Source organism: Actinopolymorpha alba DSM 45243 (assembly GCF_000373925.1).
Lineage (GTDB): Bacteria > Actinomycetota > Actinomycetes > Propionibacteriales > Actinopolymorphaceae > Actinopolymorpha > Actinopolymorpha alba.
On record NZ_KB892756.1, the window covers coordinates 17,943 to 39,096 of the forward strand.

Consider the following 21,154-nt stretch of genomic DNA (forward strand, 5'->3'; position numbering starts at 1 on the left):
ACCGGTCTTGAGTCGGAGTTTCCACAGCCGGACGACAAGCTTCAGCGGGCGCGGCCTGAAGGCGCCTCACATGATCCTTTGCTCACAGCTGATCACGGAGGAGTGGGTTTGCTGATGCCGCCGAAAAAGATCGACCATGGGTCGATGGCCGAGATCCACCGGCTGCTACATGAAGCCGCCGACCAGGTTGACCAAGCGGCTGCGTCGATGCCCGACGCGGTGTACGCAGGACCTTTGGCCGACAAGGTGGCCAAGATGGCGGCATCCCTCACCGTCGGCAGTGGCTCCAGGCTTTCCGGCAGCACCGAGGGGGGATGGCGATCCCGCGAGCATCCGTGAGTTCGCCAACTGGATGAGAGAAGGGCTCGCGGACGCCGTGTCCGAGAGTTCCTGCCTGGTCGGTCAGGCTAGCGGCGAGGTCAGCCGCGGCTGGATCGACCGGGCCGGCGACGAGTTCCGCGAACGGCTGACGACTGGCATCCAACACATCAACGACTTCTACGAGGACATCAGGCGCATGGCCGACGTGCTGGACCGTTACGCCGACGCGCTAGAGCAAGCTCAGCGGAAGATCGACAAAGCCAGAGAGATCGTCGATGGCGCCGAATACCTGGATGTCGTTGGCGGGGTGGTCCACCCGCCCACGAATGAGCTACTCAACACGGGAAGCGACCAATACGATTACTATCCCCGCATTGAACGGGACGCCTACCTCCGCGCGATGCAGAAGTACGTCGAGGTGGCGGGTCTGATCAAGGGCGCCCGCGCCATGGTCATCGAGCAGGACGGCTTCCTTGAACGAATAACAAAGGAGCTCTCCGAAAAGAGGTACTTTATCGCCGGCGATCTCGTGGCTGGACAGGCTGAATATCTGGCGGATCTCTTCGAGGCGCGCTTCGTGCAGGTCGCCGGGCAGTTCGACGCGTCCGCTGCTGAGAACCTTGCCCGCTCAGCGCGGATCATGGATAGCGGGCAGCTGCCTACGATTCGCAAGATCCTCTCGGCGACCTCTCGGTCCACGGCTTCGGTCGGCAACGTCCTGGCCGGCACCGCTCGTGCCGGCGCCTGGGGAATGGGTTGGGTCTCCCGAGTGTCCAAGTTTGGCGGTCCTGGCCTCATGATCGTCGGCGTCGGCATCGACCTTTACACCGGCAAACCTCCTGAGAAGGTTGCGTTCTCCGTCGCTGGAGGCTATCTCGGGATGGGGGTAGTTCTCATCGTTGTGACCCTTGCAGGTCCACCTGCCTGGGCGGCCGCGGGCGGAATGGTAGTTGGTGGCGTGCTTGGTGGACTCGGAGGTGACTGGGTCTACGACCACACCCGTCCGACACCATTGATTATCGATGACAACTGGGCCTACCAACCCGAGTAGATACGCCGATTGACCGAGAGGATTCTCCTGAATGAAGCCGCGTCCCGAATGGGTGAAGCCCGTGCTTCCATGGCCAGGATCCTGGGAGGATGCCTACCGGAAGAGGGTGCCTTTATTCAATCTAGCCGTCGCTCTCGTCGCACTTTTCTTCGTGGTTGGAGGTGCCGCCTTTGTTGCGGGTGATAATGGCGTAGCCATTCTGCTGTTGAACTTTACAGTGGCCTCGCGACGATGCTCCCCGTGGGTTACCTGACGCAGATTTCGTCGCGAAGGAGAGGTGCGCGGAAACTTAGCCTGATAGATCTTCAAGACTGTGGAGAGCGTGCGACGTTCATTTCAATGTCGAGAGCGGCGAAAAATTCGCACTCGTTGCTGGCTATTGTTTCCCTTGGGTACGTCTTGACATTGCCTCTGCAGGCTAGAATGCTTCCGCTCGGTACAAATTCCCGACAGGCTGCGAGGTTCCTCATAGTAGCCGATCTGGCCCCAATATATGCGCTCCTCATTGCAATATACCTGGTCGCCCGGCTCGTGCGTTCGGGTCGGCCTCTCGGGCTGGCGCTGAGCCCCGAGGGTATTTACCACTGGTCATGGTTCGGGTGCCGGTTCTTCCCGTGGGAGGCGCTGGCGGCCGCTGACGCCCTCTACCGGCGCGGCGCAGTAATTCAGCTGGAATTGGTGGAGGGAGTGGAGACCTCTGATCCAGTGGATAGCTGGCTATGTAGGTTCGGCTTCATTCGCTCGTACATGGAACGCATCAATGCTGGATTCCTGGCGGTGGACCCGGCAGTGGCTTATTATGCGCTGCGGTTCTATCACAAGCATCCGGAACTCAGATGCGAGTTCGGAGCTGAGGCTGGCGTCGAACGGCTCCGGAGTGCGTATTTCCCGATGCTTCTCGACAAGGGTTGGGGTGCCGCGAGAGAACAATGACGGCCCGCATCCGCGGCTATCCTGATCAACCTGTAGTAGATGGCCACGCGCCGTACGGAGCGTGGTCATCTACTACAGGTTGATCCTTGGACATTGTGAAGGAATTCCATCAAATAGTGACGGAATTCCTTCACAATCATTGGCTGTGGCTTGCCCCGTGTGGCTGGCGTGCCCGCACGGCCTGGGGCCTGCGGGCACGGTTGGCTCATGTCAGGTGGACCGGCAGTCTTTCCAGGCCACGGATCAGACTGCTGTTGCGCCATACGAGTTCGTCCGGCTCGGCCGCGAGTCGCAACTCCGGAAAGCGCGCGAGCAACCGGGTGAACGCGATCTCGCCCTCCAACCGCGCGAGCGGAGCCCCGAGGCAGTAGTGGATCCCGTGCCCGAACGCCAGATGTCCGCCCGCTGGACGGCTCACGTCGAGCTGCCCCGCGTCAGGGAAGCGCTCCGGGTCGTGGTTGGCCGACCCCAGGGCGACCAACACGAACTCGCCCGCGGGAATCTCGACGTCGCCGAGCGCCACCGGCTCGGTGGTGAACCGCATCGTTGCCAGGTTGACGGGTCCGTTGTAGCGCAGGAACTCCTCGACGGCGCCCGGAACCAACGACGCGTCCGCCCGCACCGCCGCGCGCTGCTCGGGGTTGCGCAAGAGCGCCAGCATGCCGTTGCCGATGAGGTTGACGGTGGTTTCGTGGCCGGCGAGCAGCAACAGGAACGTCATCGAGATGAGTTCCTGCTCGTCGAGCCGGTCATCGGCGTCACGGGACTGGATGAGCGCGGTGAGGAGGTCGTCGCCGGGGCTCTCACGCTTGGCGGCGAGGAGCTGGCTGAGATAGCCGGCCATGGCGTACGACGCGACGCGTACCTCCTCGTCGGCAGCGTCGGAGACCACGGTCGTCGACCAGGCCCGGAAGTCGTCCCGCTCTCCCGCGGGTACGCCGAGGAGCTCGCAGATCACTGTCATCGGCAGCGGGAAGGCGAAGGTGTCCAGCAGATCGACCGGCTCACCCGCGCGGGCCGCCATCGCGTCGAGTAGGTCGTCGCTGATCGTCTCGATCCGTGGCCGGAGCGCCTCGACCCGCCTGGAGGTGAAGGCCTTGTTGACCAGTTTCCGGAGCCGGGTGTGGTCGGGCGGGTCGGAGCTCAGCATGTGGGCGCGGAGGGCTTCGGCGAAGACATCAGTGCCGTCGCCGAGGACCTCTGGGTCCATGTACTGCTCGAGGGTCCGGCCGTTCTTGTGGAGTCGCGGATCGGCCAGCGCCGCGCGCGCCTCGTCGTACCCCGTCACGATCCAGGTCTCCCAGCCGTGCGGGAGTACGACCTTGTGGACCGGTCCCTCCTTGCGCAGGCGGGCGTAGACCGCCTCCGGGTCCTGAAGGAAGGTCTCATCGAGCGCCAGCGGCGCTTCCCCGTTCGTACCCGTCATTCGCCCTCCCGTCCGGCGCCCCGCGGGCCGTGTCAACGGGGGACGCCTCGATGTCGTCAAATCCGGGACCCTCGCCGGTCCCACCTGAGGACAACGTCGTACGCCTCGGGGGAGTTGCCGTCTCAGCGGTCAGATCTCGCCGAGGGCCCGCTCATCGCGGGCCCTCGGCCGCGTGTGAGGCGAGCGTACGAGCGGAGAATCCCGTACGCTCCCAGGTCATGGCGCCCCGTACGACTTCCCCCGTACGCCGGGCACAGTCACGCTCGGCCAGCTCGTCACGTTCGAGTACCCGCTCGCGCGCATCCACCTCCAAGGTCCGGGCGAGAAAGAAGGCACCCGCCCGCCGGCCGGCGCGGGGTGGTTCCGGCGTCGTCGGGCAGGCGTTCACCGGCCTGGTCCGGCTCATCGCCGGCATCTGGCTCGGCATCGCCCACCTGATCGGTGGCATCGTGCGGCGGGTTGGTTCGAGCGCGCGCGAGCTCGACCCCGACCTGCGCCGTGACGGCGTGGGTCTGACGCTCGTCGGGCTGGCCCTTGTGGTGGCCGCGGCGGTGTGGTGGCAGATGCCCAACGACGTGGGTGCCGGCATTCGCACGGTCGTCACCGGCAGTGTCGGCACGCTTGCGTGGGCCATGCCCCTCCTCCTCCTGCTCGTCGCCTGGCGGACGCTTCGCCATCCCGACCGCAACGGTCCGGGTGGCCGGCAGCTCATCGGCTGGGTCTCGATCCTGGGCGGCGTACTCGGCCTGCTCCACCTCAAGCACGACCTGCCCCGACCGACAGACGGCATCAAGAGCCTGGAGCAGGCTGGCGGTGCGATCGGTTACGTCATGTCCTCGGTCCCGTCCGACCTGCTGACGCCCTACGTCGCGGCGCCGCTGCTGGTGCTGCTCACGCTCTTCGGCACGCTCGTCGTGGGCGGGACCCCGTTGCACGCGCTGCCCGAACGCGCCCGCGACTTCTGGGACCGCGTACGCCGCAAGGACGGCACGCAGGCTGCCGCGGCGGACGCCAAGGGGGCAGACGGCGGTCAGGACGGCAAGCAGACGCAGCCTCTGCGCCGGTCGCGGTCGAGGCGGCGGGTCGGCGCGATGGCGGAGGGCGACGACCTCGAACGCACCAGTGAGCAGCCGTACGACAGCCCGGTCCTGGAAGGCCGCGAGATCTCCAAACGCGGCGGCAAGTCGAAGGGCGCCGACCAGGCCGACGGCGCGGCGGCTGGGGAAGGTGCCGGCAACGCAGACCAGCCCGCGGAGGGCAAGGTCGCTGAGCCGCCCCCGCACAGCCCGCTCCCGCAGCGGGTCGAGCAGCTCGCGCTGTCCGGTGACGTGACGTACGTCCTGCCGGCCGGTGAGGTCCTGGCGGCCGGCTCCCCGCACAAGGCGCGCACGAAGGCGTCTGACGCGATCGTCGACCGGCTCGCCGAGGTGCTCGACCAGTTCGAGATCGACGCGCAGGTGACGGGATACACCCGTGGCCCGACCGTGACCCGCTACGAGATCGAACTCGGTCAGGCGGTCAAGGTCGAGAAGGTCACCGCGCTGACCAAGAACATCTCGTACGCGGTGGCGAGCGGGGACGTGCGGATCCTTTCGCCGATCCCCGGCAAGTCCGCGATCGGTGTCGAAATCCCCAACACCGACAAGGAGATCGTCAGCCTCGGCGACGTACTCCGATCGGGTGTGGCGCGCGGCGACCACCACCCGATGGTGGCTGGCGTCGGCAAGGACGTCGAGGGCGGCTTCGTCGTCGCCAACCTCGCCAAGATGCCCCACCTGCTGGTGGCCGGCGCGACCGGCTCCGGTAAGTCGGTCTTCGTCAACTCCATGATCTCCTCGATCCTGATGCGCTCGACGCCAGACGAGGTGCGCCTGATTCTGGTCGACCCCAAGCGGGTGGAGTTGACGGCGTACGACGGCATCCCGCACCTGATCACCCCGATCATCACCAACCCCAAGAAGGCCGCAGAGGCCCTGCAGTGGGTGGTGTCGGAGATGGACCAGAGGTACGACGACCTGGCGGCGTTCGGATTCCGGCACGTCGACGACTTCAACAAGGCCGTACGCACGGGCAAGGCCAGTCCGCTGCCGGGGAGCGAGCGGGTGCTCACGCCGTACCCCTACCTACTGGTCATCGTCGACGAGCTGGCCGACCTGATGATGGTGGCGCCTCGAGACGTCGAGGATTCGGTCGTACGCATCACCCAGCTGGCCCGGGCCGCCGGCATCCACCTCGTCCTCGCGACCCAGCGCCCGAGCGTCGACGTGGTGACGGGTCTGATCAAGGCGAACGTGCCGTCGCGGTTGGCGTTCGCGACGTCGAGCATGGCCGACAGCCGGGTCATCCTCGACCAGCCCGGTGCCGAGAAGCTGGTCGGGCAGGGCGACGGGTTGTTCCTGCCGATGGGCGCGAGCAAGCCGATCCGGATCCAGGGCGCCTGGGTCGCCGAGGCCGAGATTCACAAGGTGGTCGAGCACTGCAAGACACAACTGCAGCCGACGTACCGCGAGGACGTCACCGCAGTGGCGGGCGCCAAGAAGGAGCTCGACGACGACATCGGCGACGACATGGACCTCGTGGTGCAGGCCGCCGAGCTGATCGTGTCGACGCAGTTCGGCTCGACCTCGATGCTGCAGCGCAAGCTGCGGGTGGGGTTCGCCAAGGCGGGCCGGCTGATGGACATCCTGGAGAGCCGGGGTGTCGTGGGGCCGAGCGAGGGTTCGAAGGCGCGGGACGTCCTCGTCAAGCCGGACGAGCTGGAGGGCTTCCTCGTGACACTGCGCGGCGAGGAGTAACACCGGTCCCACCGCGATGGCACGCGGCCAAGGCGAGCATTGTTCCTCGACCGAATTTCCTTATTGCCCGATTCGACCGCGATGCTGACTTTGCGGTATCCCCGTTCAGCAATTGAGGACGTCGCCAGCGTCGCATACTGGTCGGGTTTCTTTCATTGCTGGCGCCCGTTTGGGTCGATACGGTACTGTCCCGTCCGGCTATTAAGGGTGGGGGGCCTTGTGTTGCGGAGTTCCGTCCCCATTGGTTGAGAGGAAATCTCGAGTGAGCCGCCGGCAGTCAGCTCCGCTACCTCTTCGCCGTGTCAACCGTGAGGCGTTCGCGTGGAGCGCCGTCATGGCAATCGTCTTTATGATTGTCGGTCTGCTGGCTGTTCAGTTCACCCTGGGGTCGCCTGAGTCACCGGAAGGCCTCGGTCGTCTCCTTGCGAAGTGGGCTATTCCAGCCACCCTCGGTGCGGTAGTTGCCACTCTCGTCGCCCGCAACAGCACGAGCGTCTGGGCCTGGTGGCGCTATCTCTTACTCGTCCTCCACATCAGCTTCGGTATTTTCGTTCTGTTAGGGCTCCAAGACATCAATTCAGCGGTACGGATGAACGCCGAACGCCAGGCCCCGGCCGCCACTGCCAGCCAGGCCAGCGAAAGCCCGACAGATGAGTCGCCGAGCCCGACAGTCTCGCCGAGCCCGACAGTCTCGCCGAGCCCGACAACCTCGCCCCGACGGTTCTCCACCCTGAGAAAGCCGGAGAAGCTTGCGGGCCTCGTGCTCAGCACCGAGCCCTCTCTCGAGCAGGCCTCTGAGAAAATCGCCGCTGAGCTGCTCAAGGAGACAAAGGCCGTCAAGCCTGTCGTCGCCTTTTACCATGATCCGATCGCGGACGAGAGGCTCGTACAGCTCGCCGGCGGTACCGGATTCTTCGTTAGCCCCAAAGCAGAGCTCGACGGGGCGTTCAGGGGTATGGGCAGCGATGGCATGACGGTCACCGATATCGAGGACGTGGATGCCGGCCCACTGGGCGGGTTTGCCCGATGCGGTTCTGCCGAGCAAGAAGCCGAATCAGGGACGATGGCGCCGTTGAGTATCTGCATGTGGTCCGATCATGACAGCCTCATGATCGGGATGTTCTTTTACCGCCCAGTTGAGGAAAGCGCCGATCTGTTACGCAAGATCCGGGCGGAGATGCAAGGCGGTTAGCGGCATCCAAAGGCGGAGCGCTGCTCGCGGCGCCAAGAGAAACGCCCACCGACCAGCGGTTCGTGGCCGTTTTCCGACGAGTTGATCATGGTCGGGTGCCCCGGGCGGTCTTCCGCCCATCGCTGCCGTAGCCTCACCTGGTCAACTCCGGGCCGTGGGCCGGCGCCCAGGCTCGTGAACCGCGATACTTCATCCACGGAACGCATGATCGTCAGCGAGGAGGGCTGGGGTGCGGATCGCTGTCACGGGAGCGAACGGAAAGCTCGGCAGGGCGGTGGTGGTGGCCGCGGTCGCGGCGGGCCATGAGGTGGTGGCACTCGACCGTGCCACGACACGTCCAGCGAGGCTGCCGTCCGGGTTCCCCACCGAGATTCCGGTTGACGTCCATCCCGTCGACGTGACCGACTACGACAGCCTGCGGGGCCAGCTGGACGGCTGCGAGGCGCTGGTGCACCTCGCGGCGATACCCGGCCCGTTCGGTCTGGCCGACCACGCCGTCCACACCAACAACGTCGTCGGCAGTTACAACGCCATGCTGGCAGCGGCCGAGGCCGGAATCGGCCGGGTCGCCTCGGCGTCCAGCATCAATGCGATCGGGGGCATCTACAGTCGGAACCCGAGGTACGACTACTTCCCGGTCGACGAGCAGCATCCCACCTACGCCGAGGATGCCTACAGCCTGTCGAAGTGGGAGAGCGAGCAGCAGGCGGACGCGATGGTCCGGCGGTATCCCGACCTGGTGATCGCGAGCCTACGGTTCCACGGGATCACGCCCGAGCCGCCGGTACGCGCGGTCCAGCCCGATGACCGGTTGGCCTTCGAGGCGAAGCACCTGTGGGGCTGGGTGGGCCTCGACGCGTCCGCGGACGCCTGCCTGCGCGCGCTGACCGCGGACTTCAGCGGGCACGAGGTGTTCTTCGTGGTCGCGCCGACGACCACAAGCGCGCTGAGTTCGGAGGAGCTGCACCAGCGTTTCTATCCCGACGTTCCGGTGCGGCGGCCATTCGCGGACCACCTCGGCTTCTACGACTGCGGCAAGGCCGTCAAGCTGCTTGGTTGGGTCCACGACCACTGACCGGCGCCCGACCCCCCGGGCGGGCGCTTGGGCGTACGACGGGAGGGCCGGCATGAAGCTCGCGGAGATGCTTCCACCCGCACCTGAGGCGGCGGCGTTGTGGCGCATCGCTGTCCAGGCGGGCGTCGAATGGGCGGTCGGCGGGCTGCCCCAGACCGCGGGCGTCGACCGGCGCGGTGACGACGCACCCTGGGACTACCTCCCGCTGCTGTCGATGAAGCAACGGTACGAACACGCCGGGCTGAAGCTCGCCGTGATCGAGGCGCGCCCGCCGCTGGTGAAGGCGAAGCGCGGCCTGCCCGGCCGGGACGAAGAGATCGACACCGTGTGCACCCTGATCGAGAACATGGGCCGGCTCGGCATCCCGGTCTGGTGCTACGAGTGGATGAGCGACTTCAACTGGCTGCGTACCGACACCGCCATCCCCTCGCGCGGCGGCTCCCTGGTCAGCGGCTACGACCACGCGCTCATGGAGCAGGCGCCGCCGGTCGAGGCCGGCCCGTTGAGCGAGGAGGAACTCTGGACCAACCTGGAGTACTTCCTCCGCCGGGTCGTCCCGGTCGCGGAGCAGGCCAACGTCAAGCTCGCCATGCATCCCGACGACCCGCCGATCTCCCCGGTGCGCGGGGTGGGCCGGATCATGCGCAGCGTCGACAACTACCAGCGGCTGCTCGACCTCGTGCCGAGCCCGGTCAACGGCATCACGCTCTGCCAGGGCAACTTCCGGCTCATGACGGACGACATTCCGGCGGTGATCCGGAAGTTCGGTGAGCAGGGCAGGATCTTCTTCGTACACTTCCGCGACGTCCGCGGGACGGTCGAGAAGTTCGAGGAGACCTGGCACGACGACGGGCCGACTGACATGTGGGAATGTCTGCGTACGTATCACGAGGTGGGGTACGACGGCCCGATGCGCCCCGACCACGTGCCGACCGTGGAGGGTGACAGCAACGCCAACCCCGGCTACTCCGCGTACGGCCGGTTGTTCGCCCTCGGCTACATCCGCGGCCTGGTGGAGGGTGTACGCCGCGGCTGAGCCCGAGCGGGGCCGGAACCACACTGTGCCGCGAGACTCGACGTACGCGAAGATGGGCACGATGACTCAGCCTGTCGCACCCCCCAAGACCCCGACGGCGCCCACGACCGTGGCTGTCGTGACGCTCGGGTGTGCCCGCAACGAGGTCGACTCCGAGGAGTTGGCCGGTCGGCTCGCCGAGGGCGGCTTCACCCTGGTCGACGACGCGGAGGACGCCGACGCCGTTCTCGTCAACACCTGTGGGTTCGTCGAGAACGCGAAGAAGGACTCGGTTGACCAGTTGCTGGCCGCCGCCGACCTGAAGGAGGCCGGCCGGCCGCAGGCGGTGGTCGCTGTGGGCTGTCTCGCCGAGAGGTACGGCAAGGATCTCGCCGAGGCCCTGCCCGAGGCCGACGCGGTGCTGAGCTTCGACGACTATCCCGACATCGCCTCCCGGGTCAGCGCGCTGCTGGCGGGCACCCGGCATGCGCCGCACACGCCTCGCGACCGCCGTACGCTGCTGCCGATCAGCCCGGTCGAACGCGGGGGAGCAGCGCCGGCGACCTCCGTTCCCGGCCACCGCGTGGTGGAGCCCGGTGCGGGACCCGACCTTCCGGAGGGGATCGCTCCCGCGTCTGGCCCGCGGGTCCACCGCCGCCGGCTCGGGAGCGGCCCCGTCGCACCGCTCAAGCTGGCGTCCGGGTGTGACCGGCGGTGTACGTTCTGTGCGATCCCGAGGTTCCGCGGCGCGTTCCTGTCCCGCCCGCCGGAGGAGATCGTCGCCGAGGCGCACTGGCTTGCCGAGCAGGGGGTGAGCGAGCTGTTCCTCGTGAGCGAGAACTCCACGTCGTACGGCAAGGATCTCGGCGACGTCCGCCTGCTCGAGACCCGGCTGCTGCCCGCGTTGGTCGGCATCGACGGGATCACGCGGGTACGCGTCTCCTATCTCCAGCCTGCCGAAACGCGGCCCGGCCTGGTCGAGGCGATGACCTCCACGCCGGGCGTCGCGGCGTACTTCGACCTGTCGTTCCAGCACGCGAGCCCCACCGTCCTGCGCCGTATGCGGCGGTTCGGCGACACCGAACGCTTCCTCGGCCTGATCGAGCAGATCCGGGTGAAGGCGCCGGAGGCGGGCATCCGGAGCAACGTGATCGTCGGCTTCCCCGGCGAGACCGAGGACGACGTCGACGAGCTGTGCGCGTTCCTCGAGGCGGCCCGGCTCGACGTCGTGGGTGTGTTCGGCTACTCCGACGAGGACGGCACCGAGGCGGCGACCTTCGACGGCAAGCTCGACGAGGACGAGATCGCCGCCCGGGTCGAACGCCTGACAGAGCTGGTCGAGGAGCTCACGGCCCAGCGCGCGGAGGACCGGATCGGCGAGATCGTCGACGTCATCGTGGAGACAGTCGACGTCGACGGGGATCCGGCGGCCGGTGAGGGGGAAGCGCACGGCGTACGCCTGGTCGAAGGGCGGGCGGCTCACCAGGGTCCTGAGGTGGACGGCACCACGCTGGTCCGGGGAGCCGCGGGTGCCCGGCCCGGGACCTTGCTGCAGGCCCGGGTGGTCGACACCGACGGCGTTGACCTGGTGGCCGAGGTGACCGAGGTCGCGGGGGTGACCGAGGTGGTGGAAGACGCCCCGCCGACCATCAGGTCCGGAGGCGGCGCGTGACGCAGGCGCGGAGCGCCCAACCGAGCGCCTGGAACATCGCCAACCTGATGACCGTCGTTCGGGTCGCTCTGGTGCCGGTGTTCGCCTGGCTGCTGCTGCGCGAGGGTGGTACCAGCACGACGATGCGGGTGGCGGCGTTCCTGGTGTTCGGGATCGCGGCGCTGACCGACAAGGCCGACGGTGAGCTGGCCCGGCGGCGCGGCCTGATCACCGACTTCGGAAAGATCGCCGACCCGCTGGCCGACAAGGCGCTCATCGGGACCGCCCTGGTCGGCCTGTCCATCCTCGGCGAGCTGCCCTGGTGGGTGACCGGGATCGTCCTCGTTCGGGAGCTGGGTATCACCCTGCTGCGGTTCTGGGTGATCCGCTACGGCGTGATCGCGGCGAGCCCGGGCGGCAAGGCCAAGACACTGCTGCAGACGATCGCGATCGGGTTCTACCTCCTGCCGCTGGAGGGGTTCCTGAGGCTCCTGAGCGAGATCACGATGGGTGTCGCCGTCGTACTCACCGTGGTGACAGGCATCGACTACGTGGTGCGCGCCGTGCGGCTTCGCCGCGGTCGCGGTAAGGAAGCGTGAACGCGATGTCTGAGGGACCTGCCGGCCCGGAACTGGCCCCGACCGAGTTAGCAGCCACGGAGCTGGCGGCGACAGAGTTGGCCGCTCGGTGCCATGAACTCCTGCGGGAGCGCGGCGCCACCGTGGCAACCGCGGAGTCTCTGACCGGCGGACTACTAGGGGCCGCGCTCACCACGCAGGGTGGGTCGTCGGCGACGTACCGCGGTGGCGTGGTGGCGTACGCCGTTGATCTCAAGGCACAGCTCCTCGGCGTGCCCGCGGACCTGCTCGAACGCCACGGTCCGGTCCACCCCGAGACCGCGAAGGCCATGGCGTCGGGGGCGCGGGAGCGGTTGGGTGCGACATATGCGCTGGCCACCACCGGCGTCGCCGGACCCCAGCCGCATGGTGACGAGCCCGTCGGCACCGTCGACGTCGCCTGTGCGGGGCCTGGTGCCTTGGAGGTACGCAGGTTCCAGTTCGCGGGGGAGCGGGACGAAATCCGGAAGTCCACCGTGGTCGCGGCCCTGGAACTCCTCCTCCAGATGGTGAACCAGGCCTGATCGGGGCCGGAGTGGGTACGTTTCCCCGCCGGGTGGGTGGCCCTCGCCGCCCCGCCAGGGGAGGTGTCGGGGCAAGATGATCCACTGGGTTCCGGCGTGGCGGCGTGCGGTGTCGTCACATGGGAGGGTTCCCGGGTACGGTGGTTTCAGCTTGACCACGCATCCGGGCGACATCCGCCGGTCGTCCGCGTATGACAGGCACTGATGATGCTGGCACCTGAGACGACAGAGACACGAGGGGAGCGACCGATGGTCCTGGTTCGTCACCTGCTGGGTGGCGTGCTTCGCCGCCAACGCATGCGGCGGGGGCTCACCCTCCGCGAGGTCTCTCTGGATGCCCGGGTGAGCCTGGGATACATCTCCGAGGTCGAACGCGGTCAGAAGGAAGCCTCGAGCGAGCTGCTCGCCGCGATATGTTCCGCTCTCGAGGTCCCCCTGTCGGAGGTGCTCCGCGAGGTGAGCGACGAGATCGACAAGATCGAAACCCGGATGCTCGCTCCTGCTGAGCGCCCGGCGATCGGCAAGGTCACCTCAAAGCGGATCGAGACCCACCGAATCGACACCAACCGCCTGGACGGCGCTCGCGTGGACAACGCCATGGACGGCACCCGTCGCGAGGTGGTCGCGGCGGCCTAGGCCGGATCGCCGGATTCCCGTCCCCACTCGCGAGACGTTCTGTCTCGTTCGTACCAGCTGTCATCGATCCGACCCCGTTCGTGGTGCGTCGCTGTCTTCGGCGCGCGCTTCCGGTTCGTGCTGCTCGGGGGGCCAGACGACGCGCCGTTCGGTCTGGAGGATCCCGACGCTGACTGGCGGCCGGCCGCTGACGTGCCCCTGTCGAGGTTGCTCGACGAGTACGACGCGCAGTGCGCCCGCTCCCGCGAGATCGTGGCGGGCTTCCCACTCGACCACCTGGCTCCCGAGCGCCGTCCCGGCGAGGGACAGATCTCGGTCCGGTGGATCCTCCATCACATGATCGAGGAGACCGCGCGTCACAACGGCCGCCTCGACATCGTGCGGGAGTTGACCGACGGCGTGACCGGCGAATGAATGGTGGCTCACGAGGGTGATCAACCGAAAGGAGCCACATGTGGGCTTACAACCTCGAAGGGCCGCGATGCGTTGCCGGGGTGTCGTGTGCGAAGCCATCCGCTGCCGACCTGCGCCCCGGCGAGGTGATGCTGCGTTTCCTCATGGGCGGCATCTGCGGCAGTGACATCCCCAAGTTCACCGGTGCCGTCAAGCCGTACGGCGAGGATCGTCCAGGACCTGGATTTCCGTTGCACGAGCTCGTGGCGGAGGTGGTCGCGAGTGCGGGTTCGCGGTTTGAGGTCGGCCAGCGGGTGGTGGGGTTCGCGCACGGAGCTCAAGGCCTCCGGGAATACTCCACGAGCCCCGACCACCTGCTCTGCGCGGTGCCGGACGAGTTCTCAGACCTGGAGGCGGTGGCGGCGCAGCCGCTCGCCACGGTCCTGAGCGCGGTCGACAAGATTCCGGAGGTCACGGGTCGGTCCGCCGCCATCTTGGGTCTCGGTCCGCTCGGTCTGCTGTTCGCGTACGTCCTGAAGGGCCGAGGCGCTCGCCAGGTGACCGGTGTCGACCCGGTGGACCGCTCCGTCGTCGCCCGTCACTACGGCGTCGATGCCCTGGTGACGAACAGCGCGCACGCGTGGGTGGCGGCGCTCGAGCACGAGGAAGCACCCGACATCTGCGTCGAGGCGGCCGGACATCAGCGCGAGACGCTGGCCGACGCCGTCCGTGCGACCGCATCGGGCGGGCACGTGGTGGCATTCGGCGTCGCCGATTCCGACGACTACGTCGTGCCCTTCCGCACGCTGTTCCGCAAGCACCTCACACTCACCGCGGGCACTACCCGCGACTGGCAGCGCTATCTCGAGCTCGCCGTGGAGGAGCTGCGTCCCCTGGACGGGTATGTCACACACGTGCTGCCGGTACGCGAGGCACAGCGGGCATTCGAGGTTGCCGCGACGCCGGCCGAGGGTCGGCTCAAGGTCGTGTTGACAGCATGAGTCCGGCCTTTCAGGTCAGGGGTTGCGGCTGGCAGGACGGGCACCAGAAGGTCACGCGTTCCTGACCGGCTGGACCCAGCTCGCCCCGACGGATCCGGGTGCCGCATCGTCGACACGGCTCGCCGGCGCGTCCATACACCCAGTGCTGGCGTCCCCGCCGCAGGTCGCCGGTGGTCGATTGTTCGGGGTGCTCGCGGTTGGTCCAGAGCAGCTGGCGGGCAAGGCGTACCACCCGGCCGAGCTCGCCCGCGTCGCGCACCATCGTGGTCGGATCCAGCCCGCGCAGGAACAACACCTCGGCGCGATAGAGATTTCCGATGCCGGCGAGGTTGTGCTGGTCGAGCAGGGCCTCGCCGATCGTACGCTCCGGCTGGCCGCCAAGCCGGCGTACCGCCTCGTCCGGATCCCAGTCCGGGCCGAGCGGGTCGGGACCCAGGTGGCCGACGAGGGCGTCCTCGCCGGAGGTGGGTACGAGGTCGACCCGGGCGAGGCGCTCGCCGACCGCGATGACGGATGCGGTGGCAAGCACGACCCGCACGGGTTCGCGTACTCCCGGCCAGCGGCCACCTGCCGGCCGGATCCGCCAGGAGCCGTCCATGCCGAGGTGGGTGTGCAGGGTCAGGTCGGGTTCGATCCGCATGAGCAGGTGCTTGCCCCGGGGCACCACCTCCAGGACCCTCCGTCCGGCGAGGTCGGCCGTCGCGTGCTGCGGCACCCGCAGCTCGGCCCGGGTGAGGGGCTGGCCCGCGAGCACGGTCCGCAGGCGGCGGGCCGTCAGCCAGACGGTGTCACCTTCGGGCATCGCCGTTCGCCGCCCGTACGCCGAGCCAGCTCCACCAACCGCCGTCAAGGACGAGTTGCGCGAGGCTCTGATACCCGCCGACCGATGGATGGGCGCCGTCACCCGCCGCGAGTTCGGCCCGCCATCGGGTGCTCTCCGCGAGGACGGGAGCGATGGGTACGAACGGCACCTCCCGCCGCTTCGTGAGCTCCCGCATCAGCGCGGTCAGCTGGAGCAGCCGGAGGTTGCGCTCGTCGTCCACGACCGGGGGCGGCCCGACCACGAACACCGCAACGTCACGTTGACGGCACCAGTCCAGCAGGTCCGCGAGGACGGCGAGGGTCGCGACCGGCTCGACGCGTACCCCGCCAGGCTCGACCTGGGTGTCGTTGGTGCCGAACGACAGGACGACCCGGTTGTCGCACCCTGTGGCCTGCCGGCGTACGACCTCATCGGCGAACCGCGCCTGGATGTCGCGCGAGGTGTCGCGGCGGATCCCGAGGTTGTAGGCCGTGAGCGGGACGCCCTGCCGCCGGGAGGCCGCGGCCACCCGCCCGACCCAGCCGAGCCCATCCGGGTCACCGACCCCCGCGGTGTAGGAGTCGCCGACGAAACAGATCCGCACATCCGTCATCCCGGCATTCTCGCTGACCGCCGCACGATCACGCGGCGGCGGGGACGGGTGGCCCGCTGACGGCTCGGTGACGCGGGATGGCCGCGCATGGGGCAATGGGGCAGGCTGTCCCGCATGGATTTTCAGGACGTCGTACGCCGGCGCCGGATGGTACGCAACTTTGATCCCCGACCGGTCGACCCGGCGGTGGTGGCGCGGATCCTCGACAACGCGGTGCGGGCGCCCTCGGCGGGGTTCAGCCAGGGGTGGGGGTTCCTGGTGCTGGACACACCCGAAGATGTCGCGCGGTTCTGGGAGGCGACGACGCCGGCCGGCGCGGGGGTCGACGCGTGGTCTGCGGGCATGCGGCGCGCGCCCGTCCTCGTGGTCCCGTTGTCGTGCAAGGGCGCCTACCTCGATCGGTACGCCGAGGCCGACAAGGGCTGGACCGACCGGGACGAGGCCCGCTGGCCTGTGCCGTACTGGCACATCGACACCGGGATGGCCGCACTGCTGATGCTCCTCACCGTCACCGACGAGGGGTTGGGTGGGTGCTTCTTCGGGATCCCGCCCGAGCAGATCCCGTCCTTCCGGAAGGCGTTCGGCGTGCCCGAGGATCACACGCCCATCGGCGTGGTCGCGCTCGGGCACCCGGCGCCCGACCGGCGGTCGCCCTCCCTCAAGCGGGGCCGCCGCTCCGCGGACGAGGTGGTCCACCGCGGCCGCTGGTAGACCGGGCGAGCGGCATCGCTACCCTTTCCGGACATTTGTCTGTTCTGTCGCATGGAGCCATGAGTACGCCGCAGCCGTCGTTCGGGCCCGGGGGAGTGGGCTCGGCCGTCACTGACGCGGTGCTTTATATCGACCCCGAAACCCGCCTCCCCGCGTACTCCGAAGTTGTTATTTACAAGGAGGATGACACCGCCCTTGGCGGACGCCTCGATTTTCCGCACCGAATACCTCTGGGACGGCAAGCTGCCGGAATTCGATATCAAGGAGCAGAAGCAGACCCCGCCGACCGGCCCGGCCTGGCAACCGGAGCCACCGGGAACCCTCGGGCCGAAGTAACGCATCCACTGGGGGTGCGGCGGAGGTGTCTCACATTGTGTGGGCCTTCTGCGGTGGTGTGAGGCGGGCGTGTTTCCCACCAGGCAAGGCAGATTTGCCGCGCAAGGTGGGTGGGGACTTGCAGCGTGAGGTCCGCCGAAGGGTGCACGAGCCGTCGCCAGTCCGGTGGTGAGGTCACCAGGCTCTACGCCTGGCGAACCCTTGGATGGCCTCGCGATGGCCAGGTCATCCCAGATCGTGAAGATTTTGGGGTGCCATAACCCCCGCAGTTTTCACGATCTTGCTGAGTTACTCCGAATGGGAGGTTGGACCCTCACACAGCGGTGCGGCGTCCAGGAGTTTTGAATGAGCCGCCTAACCTGGGCTCGAGGTGGTCACTCGGGTTCGACCCAGTCGAAGGTGCGGGTGACGGCCTTCTTCCAGGACCTGTAGTCGCGGTCACGGACCTTCGGATCCATCTGCGGGGTCCAGCGCCGGTCCTCCTGCCAGTTGGCGCGCAGGTCGTCCTGGCTCGACCAGTACCCCACAGCGAGACCCGCGGCGTACGCGGCGCCGAGCGCGGTCGTCTCGGCGACCCGCGGCCGGATCACAGTCACGTCGAGGATGTCGGCCTGGAACTGCATGAGCAGTTCGTTGCCGACCATGCCGCCGTCGACCTTGAGTTCGGTGAGCGTCACGCCGGAGTCGGCGTTCATCGCGTCCACCACCTCGCGAGTCTGGTAGGCGGTCGCCTCGAGCGCGGCGCGGGCGATGTGGCCCTTGGTGACGTACCTCGTCAGCCCGGCGAGCACCCCACGCGCGTCCGAACGCCAGTACGGCGCGAACAGGCCGGAGAACGCCGGGACGAAGTAGGCGCCGCCGTTGTCCTCGACGGTGCGCGCGAGCTCCTCGATCTCCGTCGCGGTGCGGATCAGGCCGAGGTTGTCCCGCAGCCACTGGACCAGCGCGCCGGTGATGGCGATCGACCCTTCCAGGGCGTAGACGCAGGGGCTGTCCCCGATTTTGTAGCAGGCCGTGGTGAGCAGGCCGTTCTCGCTGCGTACCCGCTCGGTCCCGGTGTTGAGGAGTAGGAAGTTGCCGGTGCCGTAGGTGTTCTTGGCGTTCCCCACGTCGAAGCAGACCTGTCCGAACGTTGCGGCCTGTTGGTCGCCGAGGTCGCCCGCGATCGGAACGCCGGGCAGGAAGCCGCCCTTGCGGCCCTGCCCGTAGACCTCGGACGAGGGACGGATCTCTGGCAGCATCGAGAGCGGGATGCCCATCTCGGCGGCGATGTCGGCGTCCCATTCGAGCGTGGCGAGGTCCATGAGCATGGTGCGGGACGCGTTCGTCACGTCGGTGAGGTGCAGGCCACCGTCGGAACCGCCGGTCATGTTCCACAGCAGCCAGGTGTCCATGGTGCCGAAGAACAGCTCGCCGCGTTCGGCCCGGGCGCGGGCGCCTTCGACGTTGTCGAGGATCCACTTGACCTTGGGGCCGGAGAAGTACGTCGCGAGCGGCAGACCAACGCGGTCGCGGTAGCGCTCGGCACCACCGCCCAGAGCGCCCAGCTCGTCACAGATCCGGTCGGTGCGGGTGTCCTGCCACACGATCGCGTTGTGGATCGGCCGGCCGGTGGAGCGTTCCCAGACGAGCGTGGTCTCGCGCTGGTTGGTGATGCCGACCGCCGCGATGTTGGCGGCGGTGATATCGGCTCTGGCCAGCGCTCCGGCCACGACCTCGCGGGTGTTGCGCCAGATTTCCTCGGCGTTGTGCTCGACCCAGCCGGCGCGGGGAAAGATTTGCTCGTGCTCGAGTTGGTGAACGCTTACCACGCGGCCGGAGTGATCGAAGATCATGCTCCTCGTACTCGTCGTTCCCTGGTCTATGGCCGCGACGTAGTCGGTCATGTCAGCTCCCGCTCGGCTTGTCGGGTCTCGGGGTAGCGTACGTATGGCTGGGGTGCGTAGGGAGGTCGAATGTCACGTGGCGACCCGCGCGAGCACGGTGGCGACAGCGACGTCGCTCCGAGAGCCGGCGGCACCCGGGAGCCCGTCCAATCATGTCCACCCCTTCCCCGGACGGGAAGGATGGCATGCGTGTGCCACCGACCGGTGCCCGCCTCACGCCCCGCGGCTCACGGTGCCGCAGAGCGTGCGTTCACGTGTCCGACAGTCGCCGTCGCGGCACTTGTGCCGGCTGGCGGTCCTGGTCCTGGATCGCGAGGGGTGCCTAGTAGGTTGAACATCCGGCCCTGATGTCGGTACGTCCGTATGAGCCCGGGATGCATCTGAACCCCACGCTTCGTCCCGGTTCCGGGACGGCGAACACAAGCAGCCGGACACGAGCAGCAAGGAGAGGGCTGTGAGAGGTTCTGCGAAGCTGGGTCCGCAGGAGCGGGCGCAGGCCTGGGATCGCTTTGGTGAGCAGGCCTTCGACGTCTTGGTGGTCGGGGGTGGCATCACCGGTGCTGGCGTGGCGCTGGACGCGGTGACCCGCGGACTCGACACGGCTCTGGTGGAGGCGCGTGACTTCGCCAGTGGTACGTCGAGCCGGTCGAGCAAACTCTTCCACGGTGGCCTCCGCTATCTGGAGCAGATGAACTTCGGGCTCGTCGCGGAGGCGCTGAAGGAGCGCGAGCTGATGCTCACCCGGCTCGCTCCGCACCTGGTGAAGCCGGTGCCGTTCCTGTATCCCCTCAAGCACCGCATGTGGGAGCGGCCCTACGTCGGGGCCGGCCTGACGTTGTACGACACGATGGCGCGTGGACGCTCCGTCCCCGCGCACCGCCACCTCACCCGCACCGGTGCCCTGCGGCTCAGCCCCGCCCTGCGCCAGGACGCGCTCATCGGAGCGGTCCGCTACTACGACGGGCAGGCCGACGACGCGCGGCACACGCTCACCGTGATCCGTACCGCCGCCCGCTACGGCGCGGTGGTCCGCAATTCCTCCGAGGTCACGGGGTTTCTCCACGAGGGCGGGCGCATCGTCGGTGCGCACATCCGCGACGTGGACTCCGGTGCGACCACCACGATCAGGGCGAAGGTCGTCATCAACTGCACGGGTGTCTGGACCGACGAGATCCAGCGCCTCACCGGGGGCCGGGGGCGGTTCAGGGTGCGTGCCTCGAAGGGCGTGCATGTCCTCGTCCCGCGCGACCGGATCGCGTCTGAGGTCGGGCTGATCCTTCGTACCGAGAAGTCGGTGCTCTTCGTCATCCCGTGGGGCAACCACTGGATCATCGGTACGACCGACACCGACTGGAATCTCGATCTCTCGCATCCGGCGGCGAGCCGTGCCGACATCGACTACCTTCTCGCCAACCTCAACGAGGTGCTGGCGGTGCCGCTCTCGCACGACGACATCGAGGGGGTGTACGCCGGCCTGCGGCCGCTCCTCGCGGGGGAGTCCGAGGAGACCAGCCAGTTGTCGCGGGAGCATGCCGTGGCCCGGCCGCTGCCCGGCCTGGTGTCGATCGCGGGTGGGAAGTTCACCACGTACCGCGTGATGGCGAAAGACGCGGTTGACGCGGCCCGTCCCGACCTGGGGCACCGCCTTCCGCCGTCGGTGACCGAACATGTGCCATTGATGGGCGCCGAGGGTTACCACGCGCTGATCAACCAGGTCGACACCCTCGCCGAAGAGAACGGCGTGCCCGTGTGGCGGATGCAACGACTGCTTGACAGGTACGGCTCGATGGTGGACGAGGTGTTCGAGCTGGCCGAAAAGGACCATTCGCTGCTCGAACCCCTTCCCGGTGCGGGGGAGTATCTCCGCGTGGAAGCGATGTACGCCGCGACCCACGAGGCGGCGGTACACCTCGACGACGTGCTCGCCCGGCGTACCCGCATCTCCATCGAGGTTCCCCACCGGGGCACCGAAACCGCCGAGCCCGCCGCCGAACTCATGGCCGGCGTTCTCGGCTGGGACAATGCCCGCACCAGCAACGAGGTTGAGGTCTACAAGGCGCGGGTCGCAGCCGAGCGGGAGTCCCAGACGAAGCCCGACGACCTCACCGCTGACGCGCAGCGACTGCTGGCGCCCGACACTCGTAAGCTCGCGGTCGGCCGCGCGCTGAGGTAACGC

General features: G+C 67.9%; 19 protein-coding genes and 1 pseudogene. 16 read left to right on the forward strand and 4 right to left on the reverse strand.

What is annotated here, in order from left to right:
* Positions 1 to 108: 108 nt before the first annotated feature.
* The 3 genes from B141_RS0117355 (at position 109) to B141_RS0117365 (ending at position 2,305) form a co-directional block, all read left to right on the forward strand.
* Complete coding sequence (locus B141_RS0117355; protein WP_157181080.1) at positions 109 to 339, forward strand: hypothetical protein; 231 nt, start codon at positions 109 to 111, stop codon at positions 337 to 339.
* 37 nt (positions 340 to 376) lie between these two features.
* Entirely contained in the window at positions 377 to 1,372 is a 996-nt protein-coding gene (locus B141_RS0117360) for a hypothetical protein (RefSeq protein WP_020576449.1), read from the forward strand.
* Positions 1,373 to 1,612: 240 nt separating this feature from the next.
* Positions 1,613 to 2,305 (forward strand): hypothetical protein, encoded by a 693-nt coding sequence (locus tag B141_RS0117365; protein WP_157181081.1) that lies wholly within the window; start codon positions 1,613 to 1,615, stop codon positions 2,303 to 2,305.
* A gap of 205 nt (positions 2,306 to 2,510) precedes the next feature.
* Here the strand turns inward: B141_RS0117365 and B141_RS0117370 are convergent, their stop codons facing one another.
* Positions 2,511 to 3,731, reverse strand: coding sequence for a cytochrome P450 family protein (locus B141_RS0117370; RefSeq protein WP_020576451.1), 1,221 nt, complete (start codon positions 3,729 to 3,731; stop codon positions 2,511 to 2,513).
* 218 nt (positions 3,732 to 3,949) lie between these two features.
* Here B141_RS0117370 and B141_RS0117375 point away from each other — a divergent pair, with 218 nt between their 5' ends.
* From B141_RS0117375 to B141_RS0117420, 10 genes and pseudogenes are all read left to right on the forward strand, one after another.
* Positions 3,950 to 6,526, forward strand: coding sequence for an FtsK/SpoIIIE family DNA translocase (locus B141_RS0117375; protein WP_020576452.1), 2,577 nt, complete (start codon positions 3,950 to 3,952; stop codon positions 6,524 to 6,526).
* Between the two features lie 334 nt (positions 6,527 to 6,860).
* Complete coding sequence (locus B141_RS0117380; protein ID WP_020576453.1) at positions 6,861 to 7,718, forward strand: hypothetical protein; 858 nt, start codon at positions 6,861 to 6,863, stop codon at positions 7,716 to 7,718.
* A gap of 229 nt (positions 7,719 to 7,947) precedes the next feature.
* Positions 7,948 to 8,793: an NAD-dependent epimerase/dehydratase family protein gene (locus tag B141_RS0117385; RefSeq protein WP_020576454.1), complete on the forward strand. Its 846-nt coding sequence runs from the start codon at positions 7,948 to 7,950 to the stop codon at positions 8,791 to 8,793.
* A 52-nt stretch (positions 8,794 to 8,845) separates the two neighbouring features.
* The gene (locus tag B141_RS0117390) at positions 8,846 to 9,829 is read left to right on the forward strand and encodes a mannonate dehydratase (RefSeq protein WP_020576455.1); all 984 of its coding nucleotides are present in this window, start codon (positions 8,846 to 8,848) and stop codon (positions 9,827 to 9,829) included.
* Between the two features lie 52 nt (positions 9,830 to 9,881).
* On the forward strand, positions 9,882 to 11,480 hold the full coding sequence (gene rimO / locus B141_RS0117395) for a 30S ribosomal protein S12 methylthiotransferase RimO (RefSeq protein WP_420313595.1): 1,599 nt from the start codon (positions 9,882 to 9,884) through the stop codon (positions 11,478 to 11,480).
* Positions 11,477 to 12,058, forward strand: coding sequence for a CDP-diacylglycerol--glycerol-3-phosphate 3-phosphatidyltransferase (pgsA, locus tag B141_RS0117400; RefSeq protein WP_020576457.1), 582 nt, complete (start codon positions 11,477 to 11,479; stop codon positions 12,056 to 12,058). Before rimO ends, pgsA begins: the two co-directional genes overlap by 4 nt.
* Before the next feature lie 5 nt (positions 12,059 to 12,063).
* Positions 12,064 to 12,600 carry a CinA family protein gene (locus B141_RS0117405; RefSeq protein WP_026257309.1) on the forward strand — a complete coding sequence of 179 codons (537 nt, stop codon included), beginning with the start codon at positions 12,064 to 12,066 and terminating at the stop codon, positions 12,598 to 12,600.
* Positions 12,601 to 12,849: 249 nt separating this feature from the next.
* Positions 12,850 to 13,083: pseudogene (locus tag B141_RS53230) on the forward strand (helix-turn-helix domain-containing protein); the annotation flags it as partial.
* A 219-nt stretch (positions 13,084 to 13,302) separates the two neighbouring features.
* Positions 13,303 to 13,650 carry a mycothiol transferase gene (locus B141_RS41220; protein ID WP_272944084.1) on the forward strand — a complete coding sequence of 116 codons (348 nt, stop codon included), beginning with the start codon at positions 13,303 to 13,305 and terminating at the stop codon, positions 13,648 to 13,650.
* 38 nt (positions 13,651 to 13,688) lie between these two features.
* Entirely contained in the window at positions 13,689 to 14,630 is a 942-nt protein-coding gene (locus tag B141_RS0117420; protein WP_020576461.1) for a zinc-binding dehydrogenase, read from the forward strand.
* A gap of 10 nt (positions 14,631 to 14,640) precedes the next feature.
* On the opposite strand, the gene B141_RS0117425 is transcribed toward B141_RS0117420, so the two are convergent.
* Both B141_RS0117425 and B141_RS41225 read right to left on the reverse strand, forming a co-directional pair.
* Positions 14,641 to 15,432, reverse strand: coding sequence for a DNA-formamidopyrimidine glycosylase family protein (locus tag B141_RS0117425; RefSeq protein ID WP_020576462.1), 792 nt, complete (start codon positions 15,430 to 15,432; stop codon positions 14,641 to 14,643).
* Complete coding sequence (locus B141_RS41225) at positions 15,419 to 16,045, reverse strand: DUF459 domain-containing protein (protein ID WP_020576463.1); 627 nt, start codon at positions 16,043 to 16,045, stop codon at positions 15,419 to 15,421. The genes B141_RS0117425 and B141_RS41225 overlap by 14 nt, the downstream gene beginning before the upstream one ends.
* Positions 16,046 to 16,159: 114 nt before the next feature.
* Between B141_RS41225 and B141_RS0117435 the strand changes: the two genes are divergently transcribed.
* Positions 16,160 to 16,756, forward strand: a complete 597-nt coding sequence (locus B141_RS0117435; protein ID WP_026257310.1) for a nitroreductase family protein — start codon at positions 16,160 to 16,162, stop codon at positions 16,754 to 16,756.
* A gap of 195 nt (positions 16,757 to 16,951) precedes the next feature.
* On the forward strand, positions 16,952 to 17,092 hold the full coding sequence (locus tag B141_RS49375) for a hypothetical protein (protein WP_237742724.1): 141 nt from the start codon (positions 16,952 to 16,954) through the stop codon (positions 17,090 to 17,092).
* A 374-nt stretch (positions 17,093 to 17,466) separates the two neighbouring features.
* On the opposite strand, the gene glpK is transcribed toward B141_RS49375, so the two are convergent.
* Positions 17,467 to 18,978, reverse strand: coding sequence for a glycerol kinase GlpK (gene glpK, locus B141_RS0117445; protein ID WP_026257311.1), 1,512 nt, complete (start codon positions 18,976 to 18,978; stop codon positions 17,467 to 17,469).
* 454 nt (positions 18,979 to 19,432) lie between these two features.
* Here glpK and B141_RS0117450 point away from each other — a divergent pair, with 454 nt between their 5' ends.
* Entirely contained in the window at positions 19,433 to 21,151 is a 1,719-nt protein-coding gene (locus B141_RS0117450) for a glycerol-3-phosphate dehydrogenase/oxidase (RefSeq protein ID WP_020576467.1), read from the forward strand.
* Positions 21,152 to 21,154: the final 3 nt, after the last annotated feature.